The organism is Giesbergeria sinuosa (genome assembly GCF_042652905.1).
GTDB lineage: Bacteria > Pseudomonadota > Gammaproteobacteria > Burkholderiales > Burkholderiaceae_C > Simplicispira > Simplicispira sinuosa.
On sequence record NZ_JBHSHJ010000001.1, the window covers coordinates 50,669 to 72,213 of the forward strand.

General features: G+C 58.7%; 11 protein-coding genes and 1 pseudogene. 5 read left to right on the top strand and 7 right to left on the bottom strand.

Annotation, left to right across the window (positions count from 1 at the left end):
* Positions 1-16: 16 nt before the first annotated feature.
* Positions 17-2,155: a bifunctional acyl-ACP--phospholipid O-acyltransferase/long-chain-fatty-acid--ACP ligase gene (aas, locus tag ACFO6X_RS00240; protein WP_382428879.1), complete on the bottom strand. Its 2,139-nt coding sequence runs from the start codon at positions 2,153-2,155 to the stop codon at positions 17-19.
* A 71-nt stretch (positions 2,156-2,226) separates the two neighbouring features.
* On the opposite strand from aas, the gene hemE reads away from it, so the two are divergent.
* On the top strand, positions 2,227-3,348 hold the full coding sequence (gene hemE, locus ACFO6X_RS00245) for a uroporphyrinogen decarboxylase (RefSeq protein ID WP_382428881.1): 1,122 nt from the start codon (positions 2,227-2,229) through the stop codon (positions 3,346-3,348).
* A 12-nt stretch (positions 3,349-3,360) separates the two neighbouring features.
* Here the strand turns inward: hemE and ACFO6X_RS00250 are convergent, their stop codons facing one another.
* Positions 3,361-6,321, bottom strand: a complete 2,961-nt coding sequence (locus ACFO6X_RS00250; protein ID WP_382428883.1) for a bifunctional diguanylate cyclase/phosphodiesterase — start codon at positions 6,319-6,321, stop codon at positions 3,361-3,363.
* An 86-nt stretch (positions 6,322-6,407) separates the two neighbouring features.
* On the opposite strand from ACFO6X_RS00250, the gene priA reads away from it, so the two are divergent.
* The 3 genes from priA (at position 6,408) to ACFO6X_RS00265 (ending at position 13,247) form a co-directional block, all read left to right on the top strand.
* Positions 6,408-8,513, top strand: coding sequence for a replication restart helicase PriA (gene priA, locus ACFO6X_RS00255; protein ID WP_460535394.1), 2,106 nt, complete (start codon positions 6,408-6,410; stop codon positions 8,511-8,513).
* A 110-nt stretch (positions 8,514-8,623) separates the two neighbouring features.
* Entirely contained in the window at positions 8,624-12,142 is a 3,519-nt protein-coding gene (locus tag ACFO6X_RS00260; protein WP_382428887.1) for an MASE3 domain-containing protein, read from the top strand.
* Positions 12,126-13,247, top strand: a complete 1,122-nt coding sequence (locus ACFO6X_RS00265; RefSeq protein ID WP_382428889.1) for a response regulator — start codon at positions 12,126-12,128, stop codon at positions 13,245-13,247. Before ACFO6X_RS00260 ends, ACFO6X_RS00265 begins: the two co-directional genes overlap by 17 nt.
* A 27-nt stretch (positions 13,248-13,274) precedes the next feature.
* Here ACFO6X_RS00265 and ACFO6X_RS00270 read toward each other — a convergent pair whose 3' ends face one another.
* The 5 genes from ACFO6X_RS00270 to ACFO6X_RS00290 are packed head-to-tail and all read right to left on the bottom strand — an operon-like array spanning position 13,275 to position 19,914.
* Positions 13,275-14,480 (bottom strand): HDOD domain-containing protein, encoded by a 1,206-nt coding sequence (locus ACFO6X_RS00270; protein WP_382428891.1) that lies wholly within the window; start codon positions 14,478-14,480, stop codon positions 13,275-13,277.
* A 15-nt stretch (positions 14,481-14,495) separates the two neighbouring features.
* Positions 14,496-15,833 (bottom strand): flagellar hook-associated protein FlgL, encoded by a 1,338-nt coding sequence (gene flgL / locus ACFO6X_RS00275; protein WP_382428893.1) that lies wholly within the window; start codon positions 15,831-15,833, stop codon positions 14,496-14,498.
* Positions 15,834-15,856: 23 nt separating this feature from the next.
* A complete protein-coding gene (flgK, locus tag ACFO6X_RS00280) occupies positions 15,857-17,878 on the bottom strand; it encodes a flagellar hook-associated protein FlgK (protein WP_382428895.1) in 2,022 nt (673 codons plus the stop codon).
* A 21-nt stretch (positions 17,879-17,899) separates the two neighbouring features.
* Complete coding sequence (gene flgJ, locus ACFO6X_RS00285; RefSeq protein ID WP_382428897.1) at positions 17,900-18,832, bottom strand: flagellar assembly peptidoglycan hydrolase FlgJ; 933 nt, start codon at positions 18,830-18,832, stop codon at positions 17,900-17,902.
* Between the two features lie 2 nt (positions 18,833-18,834).
* Positions 18,835-19,914 carry a flagellar basal body P-ring protein FlgI gene (locus ACFO6X_RS00290; RefSeq protein ID WP_382429763.1) on the bottom strand — a complete coding sequence of 360 codons (1,080 nt, stop codon included), beginning with the start codon at positions 19,912-19,914 and terminating at the stop codon, positions 18,835-18,837.
* Between the two features lie 474 nt (positions 19,915-20,388).
* On the opposite strand from ACFO6X_RS00290, the pseudogene ACFO6X_RS00295 reads away from it, so the two are divergent.
* Positions 20,389-21,545 (top strand): annotated as a pseudogene (locus ACFO6X_RS00295) (heme utilization protein); the annotation flags it as partial.

A 21,545-nucleotide genomic window follows, 5' to 3' on the forward strand; every position in this document is an offset into this window, starting at 1 on the left:
GTTTGGGGGGCAATCATCAGCCTGCCAACTGCGCTTGCAAGCTCACATAGTCGGTTTTGCCCGAGCCTAAGACCGGGATTTGGTCTACCACCCGGATATTGCGCGCTACGGCCAGTTCTGGCGCCCCCAAGGCTTGGGCAGCCGTCACCAGTTGTGCCCGGTTCAAGGCTGCATCTGTCGTCAGCAACAGCAAACTCTCGCCTTTGGCCGGATCGGCCTGTGCCAACACCGCATGGTGGTGCAGCGGCGAAGCCTTCACCGCCACCTGCTCGGCCACATCCAAAGACACCATTTCGCCCGCCACCTTGGCAAAACGCTTGATGCGGCCTTCGATGCGGACAAAGCCATCGCTGTCTATCGAGACAATATCGCCCGTCTCGTACCAACCGGGGCGGCCCAAGGCTTGGGGCACTTCGAGCAGGCCGGGGTTCTCGTAGCGCAGATAGCCTTTCATCACGTTTGGGCCTTGCACATAGAGTGCGCCACCTTGGGCAATGCCGGGCACGGGTTCCAAATGGTATTGGATACCCGGCAGCAACTTGCCTACGGTGCCGCTGCGCGCTGCCATCGGGGTGTTGACCGCCAGCACCGGCGCACATTCTGTGGTGCCATAACCGACCAAAATGCGCACGCCAAACTTATCAAACCACAAATCGCGCACGGCATCCGACAGCTTTTCGGCCCCCGCCACGACATAGCGCAGCCGGGCAAAGTCAAATGGGTGCGCCAGCTTGCCATAAGCGCCCAAGAAAGTGCTGGTGCCAAACAGCACCGTGGCATCGCGGTCGTACACCAGTTCGGGGATGATGCGGTAATGCAGCGGACTGGGGTAGAGAAACAGTTTGCAGCCTGCCAGCACCGGCAGCAAAGCGCCACAGGTGAGGCCAAACGAGTGGAACAACGGCAGTGCCAAAAAGAACTTGTCGCTGGGTTTGAAGTCGGCACTGGCACGCACTTGGGCAATGTTGGCCAGCAGCGAGTTGTGGCTATGCACTACCCCCTTGGGTTTGCCCTCAGAGCCCGAGGTAAACAAAATCACGGCAGCGGCATCGGGGTTGCCGGGGGCAATCAGCCGCTGTGGGGCCACCATGCGGGCGGCAATCCACAGTTTGTCCGACAGGCCCATGCGTTCTTTGAGGTCTTCTACATACAAAATTTGATAATGTGGCTCCAGCCCAGCGATTAGTTTTTCCAGCCCGCCCTTGGCAATGAATTGGCGGCTGCTGACAATGGTTTTGACCTGTGCGGCATGGCAAGCGGCTTGCACACCGCCCACCCCGGCACTGTAGTTGAGTAAGGCGGGTATGCGCTCAAACGCCGTCAGACCCAAAATAGCGGCCAGCGTGCCGGTGCTGTTGGGCAACAACACGCCCACGGCCTCGCCGGGGCGGCTGTGCGGTAGCAGCAGACGCGCCGCACCCAAAGCCATCTTGAGCAGGGTGTTGTACGACTCCTCTTGCAGCCGCACATCTTCCACCAGCATATAAGCACCGCCAAAACGGGCGCGGGCTTGCAACAGGGCAGAAAACAGCGTGGTGCGTTCGCGCGACTCTAGCGTCATGTGCTGCATCACGCGGTGCAAGTCTTCTCCCGCTTTGCGCCGCGCCTCACGCGCACTGCCCTCGGCACGGGCAATGGTGTGTGGCGGGTGGATGGTCAGGGTAATTTTGGGAAACCAGCGTGTCGGAAACAGCCCTTTGACATAGCTGAAGGGGGTATGCAGTGCCCCCTCAATGCTGACGGGTACCACGCTGGCTTGGCTGCGTGCCGCCACAAAGCCGGTGCCGGGGTAAGTCTTCATCAACGAACCCGTGACCGAAATGCGCCCCTCAGGAAAAATTACCACCGGCTCGCCCTCATTGACCCGCGCCACCACGGTTTTCATGGCCAGCGGGTTGGTGGGGTCTACCGTCAGGTGGCGTGCCAAGCGCAACACTGTGCGGAAAAATGGTTTGTTGGCAATGCCCGTATTCACCACAAAGGTGGCATCTACCGGCAAAAACAGCGCCAGCAGCACCCCATCGAGCAGCGATTGGTGGTTGGCGACGATCAGGGTTTTGTCCTGATGCAAATGCCCCGGATGGCCCTTGACCTCCACCCGGTAAAGAATTCGAAAAACACCTCGCAAGGCGGTGCGCAGCAGTGGTTTGAGCATGTAGCAGAACTCCGTTGTCTGGGTATGGATGGTAGGCGAGCTGGGCTGGGCAGCCTGCGACAATGGCGTGCATGAATCCATCCGCCTTCGCCCCCCTTGTCAACGACACCTTTTTGCGCGCCTGCCGCCGTCAGGCCACTGATTACACCCCGCTGTGGCTGATGCGCCAAGCGGGCCGCTACCTGCCCGAGTACAAAGCCACGCGCGCCAAGGCGGGCAGCTTTATGGGGCTGGCTATGAATGTGGATTACGCCACCGAGGTCACCTTGCAGCCGTTGGAGCGGTTTGCGTTGGATGCCGCCATTTTGTTCTCTGACATTCTTACTGTGCCCGATGCCATGGGCCTGGGCCTGAGCTTTGCCGAGGGCGAAGGCCCACGCTTTGCCAAAACCGTACGCACCGAGGCCGATGTGGCCGCCTTGGCGGTACCCGACATGGACAAACTGCGCTACGTGTTTGATGCCGTCACCAGCATCCGCACCGCCTTACAGGGCCGTGTGCCGCTGATTGGCTTTTCTGGTAGCCCTTGGACGCTGGCTTGCTACATGGTTGAGGGCAAAGGCTCGGACGACTACCGTTTGGTCAAAACACTGATGTATTCACGCCCAGACTTAATGCACCGCATTCTGGCTGTGAATGCCGACGCCGTGGCCCAGTACCTCAATGCGCAAATTGATGCCGGAGCCCAAGCGGTTATGGTGTTTGATAGCTGGGGTGGTGTGCTGGCCGATGGTGCGTTCCAAGAATTTAGCTTGGCCTACACGGCCCGTGTGTTGGCACAGCTCAAGCGCACCGGTGTGGATGGGCAAGATGTGCCGCGCATTGTGTTTACCAAGGGTGGCGGAATTTGGCTGCCTGAGATGAAGCCGCTCGATTGCGAAGTGCTGGGGCTGGACTGGACGGCCAACCTCGGCCAAGCGCGGGCCATTGTGGGTGGTGATGTGGGCGGCCCCGGCAAAGCCTTGCAAGGCAATATCGACCCCAATGTGCTGTTTGCACCCCCAGCGCAGATTGAGGCAGAGGTAGCCAAGGTATTGCGCAGTTTTGGGGCTCCGCACACCGACCGCAACAGCACCGGCCCGACCCATATTTTTAACTTGGGCCACGGCATCAGCCAATTCACGCCACCCGAGCATGTGGCGGCCTTGGTTGAGGCGGTACACCGCCAATCACGGGCCATGCGCCAAGGGTGATTTAGCAAGGCGTTAGGTCGGGGTGCAGGCTCTGGCCTGCGCCACAATGTGCGTCAGCCCCTCTTGCAGTAGCTGCGTGCATTGTGCGGTGGGCACTGGACGGCTGAGCAGGTAGCCCTGTGCTTGGTCGCAACCAGCATCGTGCAGAAAGGCCAGATGGGCGGCAGTTTCTACCCCTTCTGCAATCACTTCCAGTTGTAGGGTGTGGCCCAACTGGATAATGGCTTTGACGATCGAGGCACCATCGTTGTCGCTCAGCATGTCGCGCACAAAGGACTGGTCAATCTTGAGTTTGTCCACGGCCAATTGCTTCAGGTAGGCCAAGCTGGAGTAGCCAGTGCCAAAATCGTCAATCGATAGTTTCACTCCCAAATCTTTCAGGCCTTGCAAGGTCTTGATGGTCTCGCTCACGTCTTGCAACAGAATGGACTCTGTGAGCTCCAGCTCTAAGCGGTCGGGTGATAAACCAGAGGCAGCCAACGCACTGGAGACCAGCTCCAGCACATTGCCCCGCTTGAACTGCACTGCCGAGAAGTTCACTGCCATCAGCGGTACATCCAAACCCTGTTCTTGCCAGCGGCGGCCTTGGCGGCAGGCTTCGTGCAAGACCCATTCACCAATTTGAATGATGTGGCCGCTGCGTTCGGCCAGTGGAATGAATTTGCCCGGTGGCACCATGCCATCGGTAGGGTGTTGCCAGCGCACCAGTGCTTCCACCCCCACAATCTGACCACTGCGGATATCGATTTGTGGTTGGTAGTGCAACAGGAATTGTTGTTGGCGCACGGCTTCGGTCAGGGCGCCGGTCAGGCGCATCTGGTCTAACAGCCCGGCATTCATGTCTCGGGTGAAGAAGCGGTAGGTGCGGCGGCCCGCCTCTTTGGCGCTGTCCACGGCTGTGTGGGCACGGTTGAGCAGGGCATCAAATTCTTCCCCGTCATTGGGAAACAGGCTGATGCCGATGGAGCAAGAAATATTCAGGGTGTGGTCGCCAATTTGCAGGGGGTTGGTCAGTGCATCCCGAATGGCGTTGGCCAAGGTGGCCGCGGTGGCTGCATCGCAGGGGTCGCTGCGCAGAATGACGAACTCATCGCTGTTGAGGCGGCTGATGGTATCGGTGGTGTCTACACATTGCTGTAGGCGCTGCACCACCTCTACCAGTACCTGATCGCCCACGGCATAGCCCAAGCTGTCGCTGATTTGCTTGAACTGATCCAGATCCAAGTACAACAAGGCCATCTCGGTTTGGCCACTGCGGGCTGCCAGTGCCGCATGTTCAAAGCGATCGCGCAGCAGCAGACGGTTGGGCAGGTGAGTGAGCGGGTCGAAATGGGCCAAGAATTCGAGTTGCTCCTTGGCCGCCGTGTGTTCGGCGCGGGCGCGCAGGGTCACGATGCCAAAGGCCAAATCTGTGGCCAGCTCTTCGAGCAGTTGCACCTCTTCTGGGTCAAAAGCATTGGCTTCGGCCGCATAAATGTTGAGTGCGCCTAGCACTTGGGTATCGCAGATCAGTGGCAAGGCCACACTGGCTTGGTAGCCCCGTTGGAGCGCAGCCTGACGCCACGGAGTCATGGCGGGGTTGTTCAGCACATTTTGGTTGATGCTGGTCTTGCCCGTGCGGATAGCGGTGCCAGTGGGGCCTTGGCCGCGCTCGTTGTTGCCCCAAGAGATAGAGATGCTGTCCAGATAGCCTTGTTCAAAGCCGCATTGCGTGAGAGGGCGCACACTGCGCCCCTCATTGTGTTCGGCATAGCCTACCCAAGCCAACAGGTAACCACCCCGCTCTACACAGAGGCGGCAGATCTCGGCCAGCAGCCGGTGCTCATCGGTGGCATGTACCAGCGTCATGTTGCAGGCGCTGAGCAGGCGCAAGGCACGGTTGAGCTTGCGCTGTGCGGCTTCGCTGTGCTGTAGTTCACGGGTCATGTCTTGGGCCAGCGCATTGGCATGTGCGCGACTGGCAACCAGCAGCCAGACCACCAGCGCCAGCAACAGGCTGATGAGGCTGCCCGTCATGGCGATGGCATTGGCCTTTTCGCTATTGAGCCGTGTATCAAAACTGGGCAGAGAATGGATGCCGATAGTCCACGGATGACCAAACAGCACGATCTGGCGCACATGGCTAAAGGCGCTGGTGTCGTGGTGGGTACGGTGGGTCGAGGAGAACATGCGCTGCTCGGCTTGAACGGCATGTCCATCGTAGATTTCCAGATGCACCGTGTCGCCCACCTCACCAAAGTGTTCCCCCAGAATGCCTGCCATCAAATCGTTCATCCGAAACGGGGCATAGGCCCAGCCCACCAATTGAGCGCGGCGCTCGGCCACGGTGGCTTGGACGTTGAACGACTGGTATACCGGCACATACATGAGAAAACCGGCTTGTATGTCTTGTTCGGTCTCCTGCATCAGTTGTACCCGGCCCGAAATTTGCGCCTTGTCCTCATCGCGGGCGCGTTCCATGGCCGCACGGCGCACGGGGTCGGCGTACATGTCGTAACCGATGGCCCGCTGGTTGCGCCAGGTGGAGGGCTCTAGGTAAACAATGGACGAGTAGAACGGGCGCTGCCCAGTGGGGTGGATGTCGTAGTGGCTGCTGCCAGTGGCGCGCACTTGGGCGATGTGGGCCTCTTTTTGTGCAGCAGTTATCCATTGCGAAAAGCCTACCCCTTGGATACCGGGGTATTTGCCCTCAAATTTCAGGCTGCGCACGTAATGGTTAAATTCTTCTGGCGTCACATGCCCCGAGGCTGCAAAAAGCCCCGCAGTGCCTTCCAGAATCTGTTCGTAACGGTCTAACCGCAGGCGGATGTTTTGAATGATTTCTTCGCTGCGGTAATCAAACTCTTCTTTGAGCGATTGGCGTACCGATTGGCGCGTGGTGTCCTGAAGCATCCATGTCAGCGCAAGCCCCACCACCAACAAGAGTCCGGGCAACAGCAAAAATTGGCGGGAAAGGTGTTCGCGGCGCAGCATGAGCCCACTGTAGCAAAACCCTTGCGGCGCGGGTCTTGGGCTGTGATAGGCTGGCCCACCTGATTGCACTGTGCCTGCCCGTGTCTTTGCCTTGCTTACCTGTTTTTCACGTTCCGGTGGTGGTTCACACACCTGTCCACAGTGCGGTGGGGGCAGTGCTGAGCTATGCCTGTGCATTGCAATTGGCGCCTGGAACGTTGGTGCGGGTGCCATTGGGTGCGCGCGAGATGCTGGGGGTGGTATGGGATGGCCTAGCCACCCCGCCCGATGGAGTCGCACTGCGCCCCATTGCAGCGGTGCTGGACGGTATTGCCCCATTGGATGGCCATTGGCGTCGATTGGTCGCTTTTGCTGCACGCTACTACCAGCGCAATCTGGGGGAGATTGCCTTGGCGGCCTTGCCACCCCAGTTGCGTGATTTGCAGCCCGAACAATTGAGCCGGCGTTTGCGCCGCCCCGCACCAAGCGATGCTGTTGTACAGGCCGCCGCACCACGGGTGGCCTTGACCGTAGAGCAGGAAGCAGCCCGGGCACAGATTGCCAACCAAGCAGGGCCGTTCCTGCTTTTTGGCAGCACTGGCAGTGGCAAAACCGAGGTTTATCTGCGCTGCGTGCAGGAGATGTTGGCTGCCGACCCCAGCGCCCAAGCGTTGGTCATGGTGCCCGAAATCAACCTGACCCCCCAGTTGGAGGAGCGTTTTACAGCCCGTTTTGGTGTGGCCAGCGTGGTGGCGCTGCACAGTGGCATGACCAATCCACAGCGTCTCAAGGGGTGGTTGGCAGCGCACAGTGGCCAAGCCCGCATTGTGTTGGGCACACGCATGGCAGTATTTGCCTCCATACCGCAGTTGCGGCTGATTGTGGTCGATGAGGAGCACGATCCCAGTTACAAACAGCAAGAAGGCGCACGTTACTCCGCCCGCGATTTGGCTATCTGGCGCGGGCGTGAGCAAGGGGCCAAGGTGATTTTGGGCAGCGCCACACCATCGCTAGAGAGTTGGTATGCCAGCCGCCCTGCTACCACAGACGACCCCGGTGGGCGCTATCTGCGCCTGCACATGCCCAGCCGTATTGGTGCTGGGGCTTTGCCGCGTCTGCGCGTGGTCAATATGAACCATCAGCCTCGGCGCACAGTGTTTTCGGCCCCATTGCTGGCAGCATTGCAAGAGCGGGTAGAGCGCGGCGAGCAGTGCATGATTTTGCTCAACCGCCGTGGTTATGCCCCAGTGTTGCACTGTGCCGACTGTGACTGGAAAAGCGATTGCCCGCATTGCAGTGCGCACCAAGTCTTTCACAAGGCAGACCGCACCTTGCGCTGCCACCATTGCGGCTTCACCGTACGGGTGCCGTGGGCCTGCCCTGGCTGTGGCAGCCCCGATATTGCCCCGATGGGCCGGGGCACCGAGCAGCTGGAGGAACAATTAACTGCCTTGCTGGCCGGGGTGCATCGCCCCGACGGCAGCCCGGTGCGCGTGGCCCGCATAGATGCGGACACCACGCGGGCCAAAGGGGCGCTGGAGGCACAACTGGCACAAGTGCATGCCGGCGAGATTGATGTGTTGGTGGGCACGCAGATGATTGCCAAGGGCCATGATTTCCGGCGCATTACGTTGGTGGCAGCGGTGCAGCCCGATGGGGCATTGTTTTCCAGTGACTTTCGTGCCCCTGAGCGGTTGTTCTGCCTGCTGATGCAGGCCGGCGGCCGTGCCGGGCGCGATGCCCAATACATCCAAACGCAGGGCAGTCGCAGCGAAATGTGGCTACAAACCTTCCACCCTGAGCACCCGATTGTGGCGGCCTTGCGCCAGCACGACTACACAGCCTTTGCCCAACAACAGTTGCAGGAGCGGCGCGATGCCGCGATGCCGCCTTTTGCCTTTCAGGCTTTGGTGCGGGCAGACGCCCGTACCCAAGAGGTAGCGCAAGGCTTTTTGTCTGCGGCCAGTGAGGCGGCCCATGCCTTGGGCTTGCCGGGCCTGGGCGACCATGTGACACTCTACCCCCCCGTGCCGTTGGCTATTCAACGGGTGGCTAATGTGGAGCGGGCACAGATGCTGTTGGAGAGCGATAGTCGGCCCGCTTTGCAGCATTTTTTAGCAGCATGGCAACCTGTATTGCTGGCTTTGCGCAGCCAACCTGCACACAAAGGATTGGTGCGGTGGCTGGTAGATGTGGACCCTTTGGCGATTTGAAACCACCAGAGAGAGGCATCCTCTGGGTCTGGTGCTGCTAAATTGGGGGATGTTTCTGTTTCTGCTCTGGATACAACCGATGGGCGTTGAATCTCTCTAAAGGCCTTTTCATGTCGCTTTCTGCACCGATGGCTACTGCCACCCCGGCAGACCACAGAACCCTGCCTCAGCGTTTTTTGGCTTTCTTTCCCGCCCATTTCAATACATCGGCACTGAGTGTGGCGATGTTTGCCGTGCTGGTATTTGGCGTTCACCTGAGCAGCCATTACAGCTATCTGTTGTTTCACAGTGTGGCTGAGTTTTTCAGTATCTTCATTGCGGTCACGCTGTTCATCATTGCCATCAACTGCGCAGCCTCCATCCGCAACCAGTACATCCTGTTCATCGGACTGTCTTACCTGTTTGTGGGGCTGATCGATTTTCTGCATACCTTGGCGTACAAGGGCATGCCCATTTTCACGGACTACGACTACTACGCCCCCCAGTTTTGGATTGCTGCCCGCTATATGGAGTCCATCAGCATGCTGGTGGCCTTTGGTTTTCTGGGGACGCGGCGCCAGGTTCACATCCCCCTGACATTGGCCGTTTTTACCCTCATCACCACATTGCTGGTGGCGTCTATCCTGTATTTCAAGATTTTTCCAGTCTGCTTTGAAGCGGGCAAGGGGCTGACCCCCTTCAAGGTGGTCAGTGAATATGTGATCTGTGCCTTGCTGCTGGGCAGTGTCTACCTGCTGTATTTGCGTCGGCACCTGTTTGACAGCCGGGTGTACCACTGCTTGCAGTGGTCTTTGGTGTTGATGATTGCCACCGAGCTGTGTTTCACACTCTACGTCTCCGACGCCATGAGTGATGCCTTCAACCAGATCGGCCATATCTGCAAGATTGCCGCCTTCGCCCTGATTTACCGGGCGGTGGTGGTGACGGGGCTGCGCGATCCGGTCAACCTGTTGTTTCGTGAAATCAAGCAACGCGAGGCCAGTTTGATAGAGGCACAGACCATCGCCAATTTGGGGCGTTGGTCTTGGACGTTGGGCGATGGTGTGTGGGAGTGGAGTGGGGTGGTGTTTCGCAGTTTTGGCATTGCCGAGTCGGGGCAACAAACCCTCCACGAAGTGCTGCAAACCTTGCATCCGCAAGACAGGGCCGCTTTTGTGCAGGCGCTGGACAATGCGCGCCTGCACGCACAGCCTTTCATGCTCAAAGTGCGGGTGCTCAATGGAGACCGCTGTATTTTTGTTCAGGTACGTGGCGAAAGCGTGCAGCGAGAGGATGGGCAGGTGGAGCGCATTGTGGGCACGGTGCAGGATGTCACTGCCCAAGAGCACATGATGGAGGAGCTACAGCAGGCCAAAGTCGAGGCAGATCAGGCCAATGCGGCCAAAAGTGCTTTTTTGGCCAATATGAGCCACGAGATCCGCACGCCCATGAATGCCATTCTGGGCCTGACCCACCTGATGCGCCGCGATGCTGTGTTGCCTCAGCAATTTGAACGCTTGGACAAAATCACCGATGCGGCCCAGCACCTGCTCAGCATCATCAACGACATTCTGGATTTTTCTAAAATCGAAGCGGGCAAGTTGACGCTGGAAGTGGCCGATTTTCCGCTGGAAGGGGTTTTTCACAGCCTGCATAGCCTGATTTGCGACAAGGCCGAAGCCAAAGGCGTGGAGGTCATTAGCCGCATTGATCCAGCCTTGCCCCGCATGGTGCGTGGCGATCGCATGCGCCTGTCGCAAGTGCTGCTCAACTTTGCGACCAATGCAGTTAAGTTTACCGAGTCGGGTGCCATTACTCTGCGGGCCCGGTCGTTGCCATCAGAGTCCGATGCGGTGCGAATCCGTTTTGAGATCAGCGATACCGGCATTGGTTTGAGTGCTGAGCAGCAGGGGCGTTTGTTCCAGCCCTTTGAACAGGCCGATCCATCCATCACCCGCAAATTTGGTGGCACGGGGTTGGGGCTGGCCATCAGCCATCGGTTGGCGGTGCTGATGGGGGGGCAGGTGGGGGTAGACAGCACCTTGGGACTGGGCAGCACCTTCTGGCTCGAACTGTCTTTGCGCACAGGTGACGCTACGGCGTTGGAGCACAGCCCCCCCCGCACCTTGGAGCGTGAACTGGAAGTGTTGGTGGTGGACGATTTGGAGGAGGCCCGCGAAACCTTGGCCGATATGCTGCATACACTGCGTTGCCGCACCACCTTGGCTGAATCGGGGGCTCAGGCATTGCAGATGATGGCCCAAGCCACCAGCAATGGTCGTCCATTCGATTTGGTGCTGTTGGATTGGAAGATGCCGGGTATGGATGGCATCGCCTTGGCTAAAGAAATTCAGGCCCGTTACCCCCAGCCCCGTCCGGGTGTCATTTTGGTCACGGCCTATGGCCGCGAATGTTCAGAGTCGGTATTCAAAGAGGCGGGCATTGCGGCCGCCTTGCCCAAACCCGTGACACCATCGAACCTGCTTGACACCATTGTTGGATTGGTGACTGGGGAGGCGGTGCAGCACACAGTTGCCAGCGCGTCTGTCAGCCCCAGCTTGCACCAGCCCAACTTGCAGGGCTACTACATCCTGCTGGCCGAAGACAATCTGGTGAATCAGGAAGTGGCGCTGGAGTTGTTGCGCAGCGTGGGCCTGCGGGTAGACGTGGCCGATGATGGCCAGATCGCCGTCGATCTGGCCCGTGAGCATGCCTACGATCTGATTCTGATGGATGTGCAAATGCCCCGAATGGATGGTCTGGCCGCTACGGCTGCTATCCGCAAAATGCCTGACCGGGCCAAGGTGCCGATTTTGGCCATGACAGCCAATGCCTTTGCAGAAGACCGCGAAGCCTGCATGGCCGCTGGCATGAACGACCACCTGAGCAAGCCCGTGGATCCGGACAAGTTGTTTGCTACGTTGCAGCATTGGCTACTGCGTCCTGCCCATGCCTCTCTGGCCCGCCCTGCTGCGGCTTCGGCGGCATTGCCAGCCTTGATGGATGCGGGCTTGCACGACCGTTTGGCCGGCATTGCCCAGCTCGATATAGCGGCAGGTCTGAAGGTGGTGTGTGGCAAGTTGCCTACTTACCGTCGAATTTTGGGGCTGTTTGCCGACAGCCACGCCGATGATGCTGCCCGTTTGCAGGCTTTACTGGCGCAGGGCGATTTTGCCCAAGTGCGGCAATTGGCCCATGCACTCAAGGGGGCGGCAGGCAACATTGGTGCCCAAGGTATCCGCGAGCAGGCGCTGGCGCTGGAGATGGCCGCTGAGCGCGGCCATGCCGAGCAGGCCCAGCAGCCGATGCAAGCGTTATTGCACGATCTGCCTGCCTTGGTGGGCGCCTTGCGGGCTGCGGTTGTGCCGCCTTCACTGGCGGCGGTCGTACCTGTGGTGGCCTCTCCAGTTCCAGCGGGCGCCACCTCGGCACCATCTTTGTTGGCACCGTTGGCCGCTGATTTGCAATCTTTGCACCATTTGTTGAGCAATGACGATCTGGAGGCTCGTCGTCTATTTCGTCAATTGCAGCCCGCGTTGGCGAGTCAGTGGTCAGCCACAATGTTGGAGCCTTTGGCTACCGCTATCGAACGTTTTGATTACGCCCAAGCCCTTCATCTGTTACGCCAATACCATGCACCTGCCCCATGAGACTGTCTTACTGGTGGACGACCAGCCCGAAAACCTGAGCATTCTGGCCGATCTGCTAGAGCCTTACTACCGGGTCAAGGTGGCCGACTGTGGCGAGCGGGCGTTGCGGGCTGCCGTGTCAGAGCCCCGCCCCGATCTGATCTTGCTGGATGTGATGATGCCTGATTTGGATGGTTATGCGGTGCTCTCGCGCTTGCATGCCAATGCCAGCACCAAAGATATTCCCGTCATTTTTGTCACGGCCCGCGACAGCGCCGAAGATGAAGAGCGGGGCTTGGAATTGGGGGCGGTGGACTATATCGTCAAGCCCATTCGCCCGTTGGTGGTGTTGGCCCGTGTGCGCACCCATCTGGAAAATCGCCGCGCCCAGCACCTGTTGGCCGACCAAAACAAGTTTCTGGAAGCAGAAATCGCCCGTCGCATGCACGACAACGAGATCATCCAGAGTGCCAGTCTGTCCGCTTTGGCGATGTTGGCAGAAATGCGTGACACCGACACGGGCAACCATATTTACCGCACGCAAGGCTATGTGGAGGTGCTGGCCCGTGCCCTGACCCAACACCCAGAGTATGCCGATCAGCTACCGCCTGAGCAACTGATGAGGGTGGTCAAGGCCGCCCCCTTGCACGATATTGGCAAGGTGGGTATCCCCGACCGGATTTTGCTCAAACCTGGCACCCTGACCGAGGAAGAGTTTGCCATCATGCGCACCCATGCCACCATTGGCAGCGAGGCCATTGCGCAGGCCATGACCAAGGTGCAGGCAGCCGACCATTCCAGCTACCGCAGTGACTCCCGGCCGTTGGCTTTCTTGGATGTGGCACGCCAGATTGCCCAGTCACACCATGAGCGTTGGGATGGCACAGGCTACCCTGAGCGCAAACAAGGCACGGATATCCCGTTGCCCGCACGAATCATGGCCTTGGCCGATGTGTTTGACGCCCTGACCACGCGCCGGGTCTACAAACCTGCATTGACCACAGAGCAGGCTACCGACATCATCTGCCAGGGGCGGGGTAAACATTTTGATCCCGACATTGTTGATGTGTTTTTGCAAGAGCGCGAACAATTCATCCGCATTGCTCACCAGTATGCCGACGATTAAACCGCGAGAGGGCCGCTGCCAACCGACTTAGTTGCGGGTGCGCGGCACTTCTATCTCTGAGAGCATACGCAACAGTGCGCGGTTCACTTCTTCAGGGTGCAGTTCATTGTCTTCGCACAATTGGCGGATAGCCACCGCATTGTCCGACTCCAGCAAAGAGGCTAGCTGCAAACTTGGTGCATAAGGGCCAGTACGCTGCACGATGGCATCGTAAATGCGCTCTGACAGCGGGATGCGATTGAGAATGTTGCTCATTGGCTCGCGCAGCAGTAGATCCAACTGTGAGAATAGTCCGCACAGGTAGACTTCGCGGCGCAATTCGTTTTCGACACCGGCATCCAGCAGGCGTGAGGTCAGTTGTGCCCGCATCACCATCGATTGGTACACCGGCTGCAAGTCGGGTTCGGTGCTGGCATGGGGTAATTGGCTGCCCAACCAACGCTGAATAGAGCCATAGCCCATCATCACCAGCCCCCGGCGCAACGAGTCAATGCCAGTGCGCAGACCCAGCGCCGCTGAGTTGGTGTAGTTCATGAAGCGGTAGGCCAAAATCGGGTCTTCGCTCAGAATGTCTTCAAAAGTCTCTAGCGATTGTTCGGCATCAATCGCGCGCATCAGCTTAGCCAGCGTGGCGTGGGCTGGTTTGGCATGGGTGTTGCGCAGGCTGTAGAGCACGTCTTCGGTAGGCCAGCCAGCCATGGCCAGTGCATTGCGCTGGTCTAGACAGTGCTGCATGACCAAACGGCTGGCAATGCCCTCATACATCTGCCCTGCCAGTACCGGGCTACTGTCGGGGCCAGCGCGCAAGGCAGCCAACGCCCCCTCGGGGCTCAGGCTGAGCAAACTGCTGGTGAAGTATTGGGCCACGTCGGCCGGTGGCAGCATGCTCAAATCGCCGCGCCAGACCAGTCGTTGCCCGCGTGCATGGGCTGTGCGCACTTGGGCCAAGATGTCTGGGTTGAGCAGCCAGCGCCCTTGCACCTCTATCCACGGCGTACCGGGATGGGCATGCCGCAAGAACTCCAACAGCAGCGATGGCTGTTGTGGAGAGAGCAACACTGGCGGCGAGTTTTCCGACCAGATTTCGCGCAGGGTACGCAGCAGGTGCGGCAAATTCAGCGCCACATTCTCATCAATGGCATGCACATAGAGCTGCACGCCCATCAGCCGTCGGGCGCGGCCCCAAAGAGGGCGATATCCCAGCGTTAGGCTGCCCAGGACTGATTGCACCATGAGCGATCCAACCTTTTAGGCCATGTAGTTGAACAGCGAGGTCTTCTGCACCATCGAATAAGATTTGAGTGCCGCTTCGTAGCCAGTTTGTAGGCCTTGAAATTTGGAGATGCCACTGATCATGTCCAAATCTTCGGCCCGCGAACGATCGGCTTCTAGCTGGATCGAGCGGTCTTCTTGGTCTCCCATGATACGGTCGGCACGGTTGAGCAATTCACCAGCATAGCCGCGCACGATATGCAGGCGTTCCATCGACTTGTCCAAGTTGCCCAAGGCTTGTGCGCTGGCCTGGATGGCGGCATTGTTGTCGGTGGCACCCTTCAATTCGGCAATCGCGGTATCGATCACGCCAAAAATGCTGTTTTGGGGCTGCAAACTAAAAGTATCTCCATCGGCAGGGGCCAAGGTGATAGTTCCGTCAACAGCCTTGGTGGGCGTGGCGTCGATGGTGAATTTGACACCGGGAATGTCCAACACCTCCACACTCAGGGGCTTATCTGCCGGAAAATCGGGCAGCGTGACGGTGTTGATGGTTGCACCGGCAGAGTCGGTCACGGTATAGGTGGCTGTTAAGGTGCCAGCGGTCGCACCGGGCCCGACCGCACTGAAGGTAATGTCATAGCTGTCACCTGTGACCAGTGCCCGATCCACTACCTCGATGGTGCTGGTGCCGATTTTGCGGTTGGGCGTCACGCTGGGGGTGCTGCCCGTGGCGGCACCGGGGGCCAATTCGGTCAGGGTGCTGGCCTGAAAGGCCGCGTGGTAGACGCCATCACGCGCTGATTTGAAAGTAAAGGCAGCATCGCCATCCAGCGCAATTGGAATATTGGTGCCGTTGGCTGCCACCTGTCCGGGCAGGCCGTCAAACTCATAATCCAAGCCCGATGATTGTGGCCCCAACAGCGGTGACAAGCCACTGCCCAACGCGGCAAACAAGGGCTGACCATTGGCATCTTTACGGCTGGTCAACTCAAACATCTGGTCACGCAGGCTTTGCAGCTGGTTCGCCAAGGTTTGGCGGTCTTTGGGCGTGTGAATGCCATTGCCCGCATTGACCAAGATTTCGCGCATTTCTTGGCCCAAGCTGACGGCTTGGCCCAAAGTGGATTCGGCTTGGGCAATCGAGTTGCGTTGCAAATCTAAAGCGCGTTGCTCGGTTTGGATGCGGCTGATGCGCGTCAGGGCTCGCTCGGCTTGGGCCGCGGCTACTGGGTCATCGCTGGGCTTGACCACCCGTTTGCCCGAGGTTAAGTTTTCTTGCAGATCGGTCAGCTCGCTGTGGCGTTGCGTAATGTTACGCATGGCGCTGTCGTATTGGTTGGCAGTACCGACGCGGTAGATAGAGGTGCTCATGGCGGACTCCGTGCAGTGCGGGCTTAGCGGCCTACGGTTTGAATCAGGTTGTCAAAGATGTTTTGCGCGATTTGGATCATCTTGGCCGAGGCTTGGTAAGCCTGCTGGTACTGAATCAGCCGGGCCGCTTCTTCGTCCAAATTGACGCCCGATACCGCTGCGCGCTCGTTCTCCAAATTGCCCGCAATGGTGGTGGACAACTCGGCGGCAAATTGGGCGCTTTGGGTGCGAGTGCCGATCTGGGCCATCGCGCCGGCAAAACCGTCGGTCAGGCTGGCGCCATCAAAAATCTTGGCATCACGCAAATTCATCAAGGCTTTGGCATTGCCAGAATCGCGCAGGTAATAGTCGCCATATTGCGGATCGGAGGCATTGCCCACCACCACGGTGTCGCCGGTTTTGGGCACACCATTGAGGGTGATTTCCCAGCCGTCAATGCTGATGGGCTGGCCAGGGGTGTAGGTGAACGGGGCTGTCAGTGCGGTGGGCGGGTCGGTCGACAAATCCATTGGGGGGTTGGTGTTGCCCGTGGGGGTGAAGGTCATGGGCGAGCCGGCGCTGAAGGTCAGCGTAACGCCTTCGCCAGTGGCGGGTGGCACAGGCGAGGGTGGCAACACCAAGGCAGGATTGCCCGTGGCGCGCAGCGTCACCAATTGCAAAGAGCCATCATTGCTGGGCCCCATTGCGGCATTGATCGCATTGGCAGCGGCCAAATTGCGTGGTGAGAACTGTGCTGCCTGCATTTGGCTGGCAGCGTTTTGCAGTGGGTTGATCAGGAACTGGTCGCCGTCACTGGCCCCCGGAAAATCAGCAGCAGGGGTGGCGTTATCGGTCAAGCGCAAACCTTGGCCCAGCATCAGGGTATTGAGCTCCGTGGCGTCGGCAAAACTAAACACCTTGCCATCGGCCTGCCGGGTGACGGTGCCACCACCACCAATAAAGCGCACCACATAGCTGGAGGCTTGCAATTTGCTGGGGTCGGCCACTTCCAGGCCCATCGTCAAAGTGGGGTCGGCGTTGCGTTGACCAGAGATGGCATTGTCTAGCTCGATAGGGCTGAACAGGTTGTCGCCCAACTCACCATCCAAGGTCAGACCTTGGCGGTTTTGCTGGTTCAGGGTTTCGCTGATAGAGACGGCCAAGCGCCCTAGCAGATTGCGGCCTTCGGCCAAATCGCTGTTTTGAAAACGCATCAGCGCGGACACTTCTCCGCCACCTAATACGTTTTCATTGAGTTCAATTTTTTGTGTGCTACCAGCCGGAGTGAACAGCAGTTTTTTCTGAGCGCCATTGGTATTGAAGTCTTGTGGATCGCCCACAGACAAGCTACCAGCCCGCTCGCCCATGACCAAGGGCTGGCTGTTGGCGACAAACAGCGTGATCGAGCCATCATCGGCGGCCACCTGCGATGTTTGCACATATTGGTTGATGTCACGGATGAGCTGGTCGCGTCGGTCTAGCAGGTCATTGGGCTGCTGGCCCTTGCCTCGGGCCAAAACAATCTGACGGTTTACCTCGGCCATGTCTTGGGCCAAGTTGTTCACCACATTGATGCCGCCTTCGATTTGGTACTCCACCGTGGCAGAAATTTCGTCGATGCGGCTGGAGGCATCGCGCATGCGTTTAGCAGTCTCGTCCATGCGGGTCAGTACCACGCCCCGTGCTGTTAAATCAGTGGGTGCATTGGCTACGTCTGAGAGCGCATTCATCATGTCGTTGATGGCTGCGCCCAGGCCCGAAGTGCCGCCAGTAAACACATCTTGCAATTGCTTGATGCGATCCAGCCGCACAGCATCACCGGCTTGCACCGAGGCGGCGGCGCTGGCTTGGCGTGTCAACAATTCGCTGTGGTTGCGCAAGATGCCCTCAACGTCCACCCCTTTGCCGATATAGCCATCGGTGGTGTACTGGCTGGGCATGGTGCCCAGCGTGACGGTCTGGCGTGAGTAACCTGCCGTGTTGACGTTGGCAATGTTGTGGCCAGTGGTCTGGATGGCAGTCTGGTTGACTTGTAGGGCGCGGGCGCCAACGTTCAAGAGGCTCATGGTTCAGCTCCTCAATGGGGTTCAAGCCTGATCGCGCTGTTGCGCGCGCAGGGCACTTTGGATGGCGCCGCTGAGCTTGCGGGCATAGGCGGGATCGGTGGCGTAGCCTGCTTTTTGCAGGGCGCTGGCATAGGCTTCGGCAGAGCCAGTTTGGGTGCGTGCTTGCTCGTAGCGCGGGCTGTTGTTAATCAGGCGGGCGTAATCACGGAAAGACTCCTCGTAAGAGTCATAGGCCCGAAATTTGTCTACCACCTTGCGCGGCACGCCATCAACGTATTCGGTGGTCACGATTTCGGCCACCTTGCCTGTCCAGCCTTTACCGGCCTTGATGCCAAACAGGTTGTAGGAGTTGCTGCCATCGCTGCCGCGAATTTCGCTTTTGCCCCAGCCCGTTTCGTGGCCTGCTTGGCCCAACATAAAGCTGGCGGGAATGCCGCTTTCTTGGGCTACCCGTTCAGCAGCGGTTTCATGGAACTGTACAAATTCATCGCGCCCTTTGGGCGCCGGGCCAGTGCTGGCTACTGGATTGCTGTTGGTAGCGGTGGCCGAGCGCACATTGGCTGTGGTCTGGCTGCTGCGGGCTAAACTGAGCGTAGAGGGAACAGCCAGCGTGGCCGAGGCTCCCCCCATTTGTTGGGACAGTTGGCGTGTGATGGCTTCGGACAGGCCACCAGGCAGCCCCGACATGCTGACCGACAATTGCTGATCGAGCAGATCAGTGCCCAGATCGGCTTGGGAGCTCTCGAGCAGGCCCGATTTCATCGTGGCCTCGCGCATGCTCTTGATCATTTCACGCATGAACAGCGATTCAAACTGTTTGGCGGCTTCTTTGGTGGCTTCAGCACTGTTTTGCCCAGCTTGGTACTTGAGCTGGTTGAGCGAGCGTGCATCAGCGGCCAGGGCATTGGTGCCTAAGGACGTGCCCGACGAGGAGGGGGTGAGTGCCAGTGCCATGATCAGATAACCTCCAATTCAGCATTGAGCGCACCAGCGGCCTTGATCGCCTGCAAAATAGCCAGCAAGTCTTGAGGGGTGGCACCCAGTTGGTTCAAAGAACGGATCACATCGGCCAATTGCGCCGAAGGCGGCACTTGGATCAGTGCGCCCGGCTCTTGGGTGATCCGGATGTCGGTTTTTTCTGTCACTACCGTTTGGCCTTGCGACAGCGGGTTAGGCTGGCTGACCTGCGGTGTAGAGCTGATGGTGATAGACAAGTTGCCGTGGGCAATGGCACAGGGCCCCAGCGTGACGGCTTGGTTGAGCACGACCGAGCCAGTGCGCGCGTTGATGACGACTTTGGCTGCTGGGCTGCCGTTGTCAATGGCCAGTTCTTCCAGTTCGGCAATAAAGTTGACTCGGCTGCCAGGGTCGGTAGGCGCTTGCACTTGCACGGTGCGCCCATCCAAAGCGGTGGCCCGGCCTGTACCCATCCGATTGTTGATGGCTTGGGCCACCTTGCGGGCTGTTTGGAAGTCTGAACTGTTCAATCCCAATGTGATGGAATTGCCCTGGTGCAAAGGGGTGGGTACTGCGCGCTCTACCTGTGCCCCTTGCGGAATGCGTCCAGCACTCAGGTGGTTAATTTGTACTTTGCTGCCGCCTTGGGAGGCTCCTGCACCACCAATCACCAGATTGCCTTGGGCCAGTGCATAAATTTCACCATCGGCACCTCGCAAAGGCGTCACGATCAATGTGCCGCCCTTGAGCGACTTGGCATTGCCCATCGACGAGACACTGACGTCGATCATTTGACCTGGCTGGGCAAAGGCGGGCAGTTGGGCGGTAACCACCACAGCGGCCACATTTTTGAGTTGCAGTTGTCCAGCCGCATTGGCTGGCAGACTGATCCCCATTTGTTGCAGGTAGTTCTGCATCGCTTGGGTGGTGTAGGGCATTTGGGTGGTTTGGTCGCCGGTACCATCCAAACCCACCACCAAGCCATAACCAGTGAGTTGGTTGCTGCGTACGCCTTGCACGGCAGCCACTTCTTTGATGCGCAATGCGTGGGCAGGCAGTGCAGTGCACAACGCCAACATCAGCACACCCAGCCAGCCAGGGGCAGCCAAGCGCGGGAACAGAGAGGGAGTGGTGACAGCGTTCATGCCGTCAATTGTGGGAGTGCCCCCCCTGCACAGAATGCTGGAAAAGCAGGGACTTGACCGGTCAATTGACAGCCTCAGTCCTGTCCGAAATTGTGCTGATTAGCCTGCCAACGCGTTGGCCCAGCACCCTCTGGCCTGAGACCAGGTTTTGCCGTGAAGGGCTGAAAAGGACGGGTAACTGCAGGGTACTTACCGCGTAAGTCCCCTATCGAGGTCGTTATAGTGGCCCGGATAGATGCTATCGGGGTGTCGTAAGTGGTTGCAATTTTTGGCTTTATTTTGCCAACATTCAGCCGATACTGTCTCTGATGCTAAAGTGAGCGTTCGCTTGTTCTACCCATTCTGCGCTGGGGCTGCCCTGCTGTTAGTCTGAACTGTGCAGAGTTTTTGCTCTTCGAGGGGGCTGTTATGTCTTTTGTCACTGTTCTTACACCACAACAAATCGCCAGTCTGAGCTCCAGCCACATCGCTGAGTTCACTACTACACAGATTCAAGCCCTGACGACAGGGCAGATACCTGCACTGACCACGGCACATATAGTGGCTCTTAGTAGTGATCAGACCAAAGCATTGACTACCCGTCAAGTGGCGATGCTGACGAGCAATCAGTTGCGTGCGCTGCAAACGCAAGACTTTGCAGCCTTGGGCACAGCGCAATTGGCTGTGTTGGGTTCGGCGCAAGCACCGGGCCTAACCACAGGCCATTTGACGACCTTGGAGACTGCAGAAATTGCCAAGCTGAGCACGGCTTTCTTCAAAACTTGGAGTACCGCTGCTATCGCTGGCTTGGATACCCACCAAATTGCGAGTCTGGGCACTGGACAATTGGCTGCTTGGACAGAGTCGGCACAAATCCGTGCGTTGGAGACGCGGGACATTGCCCAACTGAGCAGCGCGCAATTCAAGGCCTTGAGCAGCGCGCAGGTGGGCTACCTGAGCTCGGCACAAATGGCCGCGCTGAGTGCTGAAGCGGCAGCGGCGCTGGGCACCGCCACCCTCACGGGTTTGAACAGCGCCGGCATCCGTGCGCTGACTACAGCGCAGGTGCAAGGGCTGAGCACAGCGCAAATCAAATCCCTGAGCAGCGCACAGGTGCAATGGCTAGAGACCAGCGACATTGCGGTGTTGAGCAGCGCGCAAATCATGGCGTTGGACACCGCAGACGTGGCAGCCTTGACCACCATGCAAATCGTGGCGCTGGGCAGCGACCAAGTGAAGGCGCTGACCACGGGTCAAATCGCGGCGCTGAGCAGCAACCAACTGCGGGCCTTGCAAACGCAAGACTTTGCGGCCTTGGGCACAGGCCAGCTGGCGGCCTTGAACTCGGTACAAGCGCCGGGCCTGACCACAGGCCAATTGGCGACCTTGGAGACCGCAGAGATTGCCAAGTTGAGCACCGGGTTTGTGAAAAACCTGAGCACCGCGGTGATTGCAGGCCTGAGCACCGACCAAATTGCGGGCCTGAGCACCGCCCATTTGATGAGCTGGACAGAGTCGGCACAAATCCGTGCGTTGGAGACGCGGGACATTGCCCAACTGAGCAGCGCGCAATTCAAGGCCTTGAG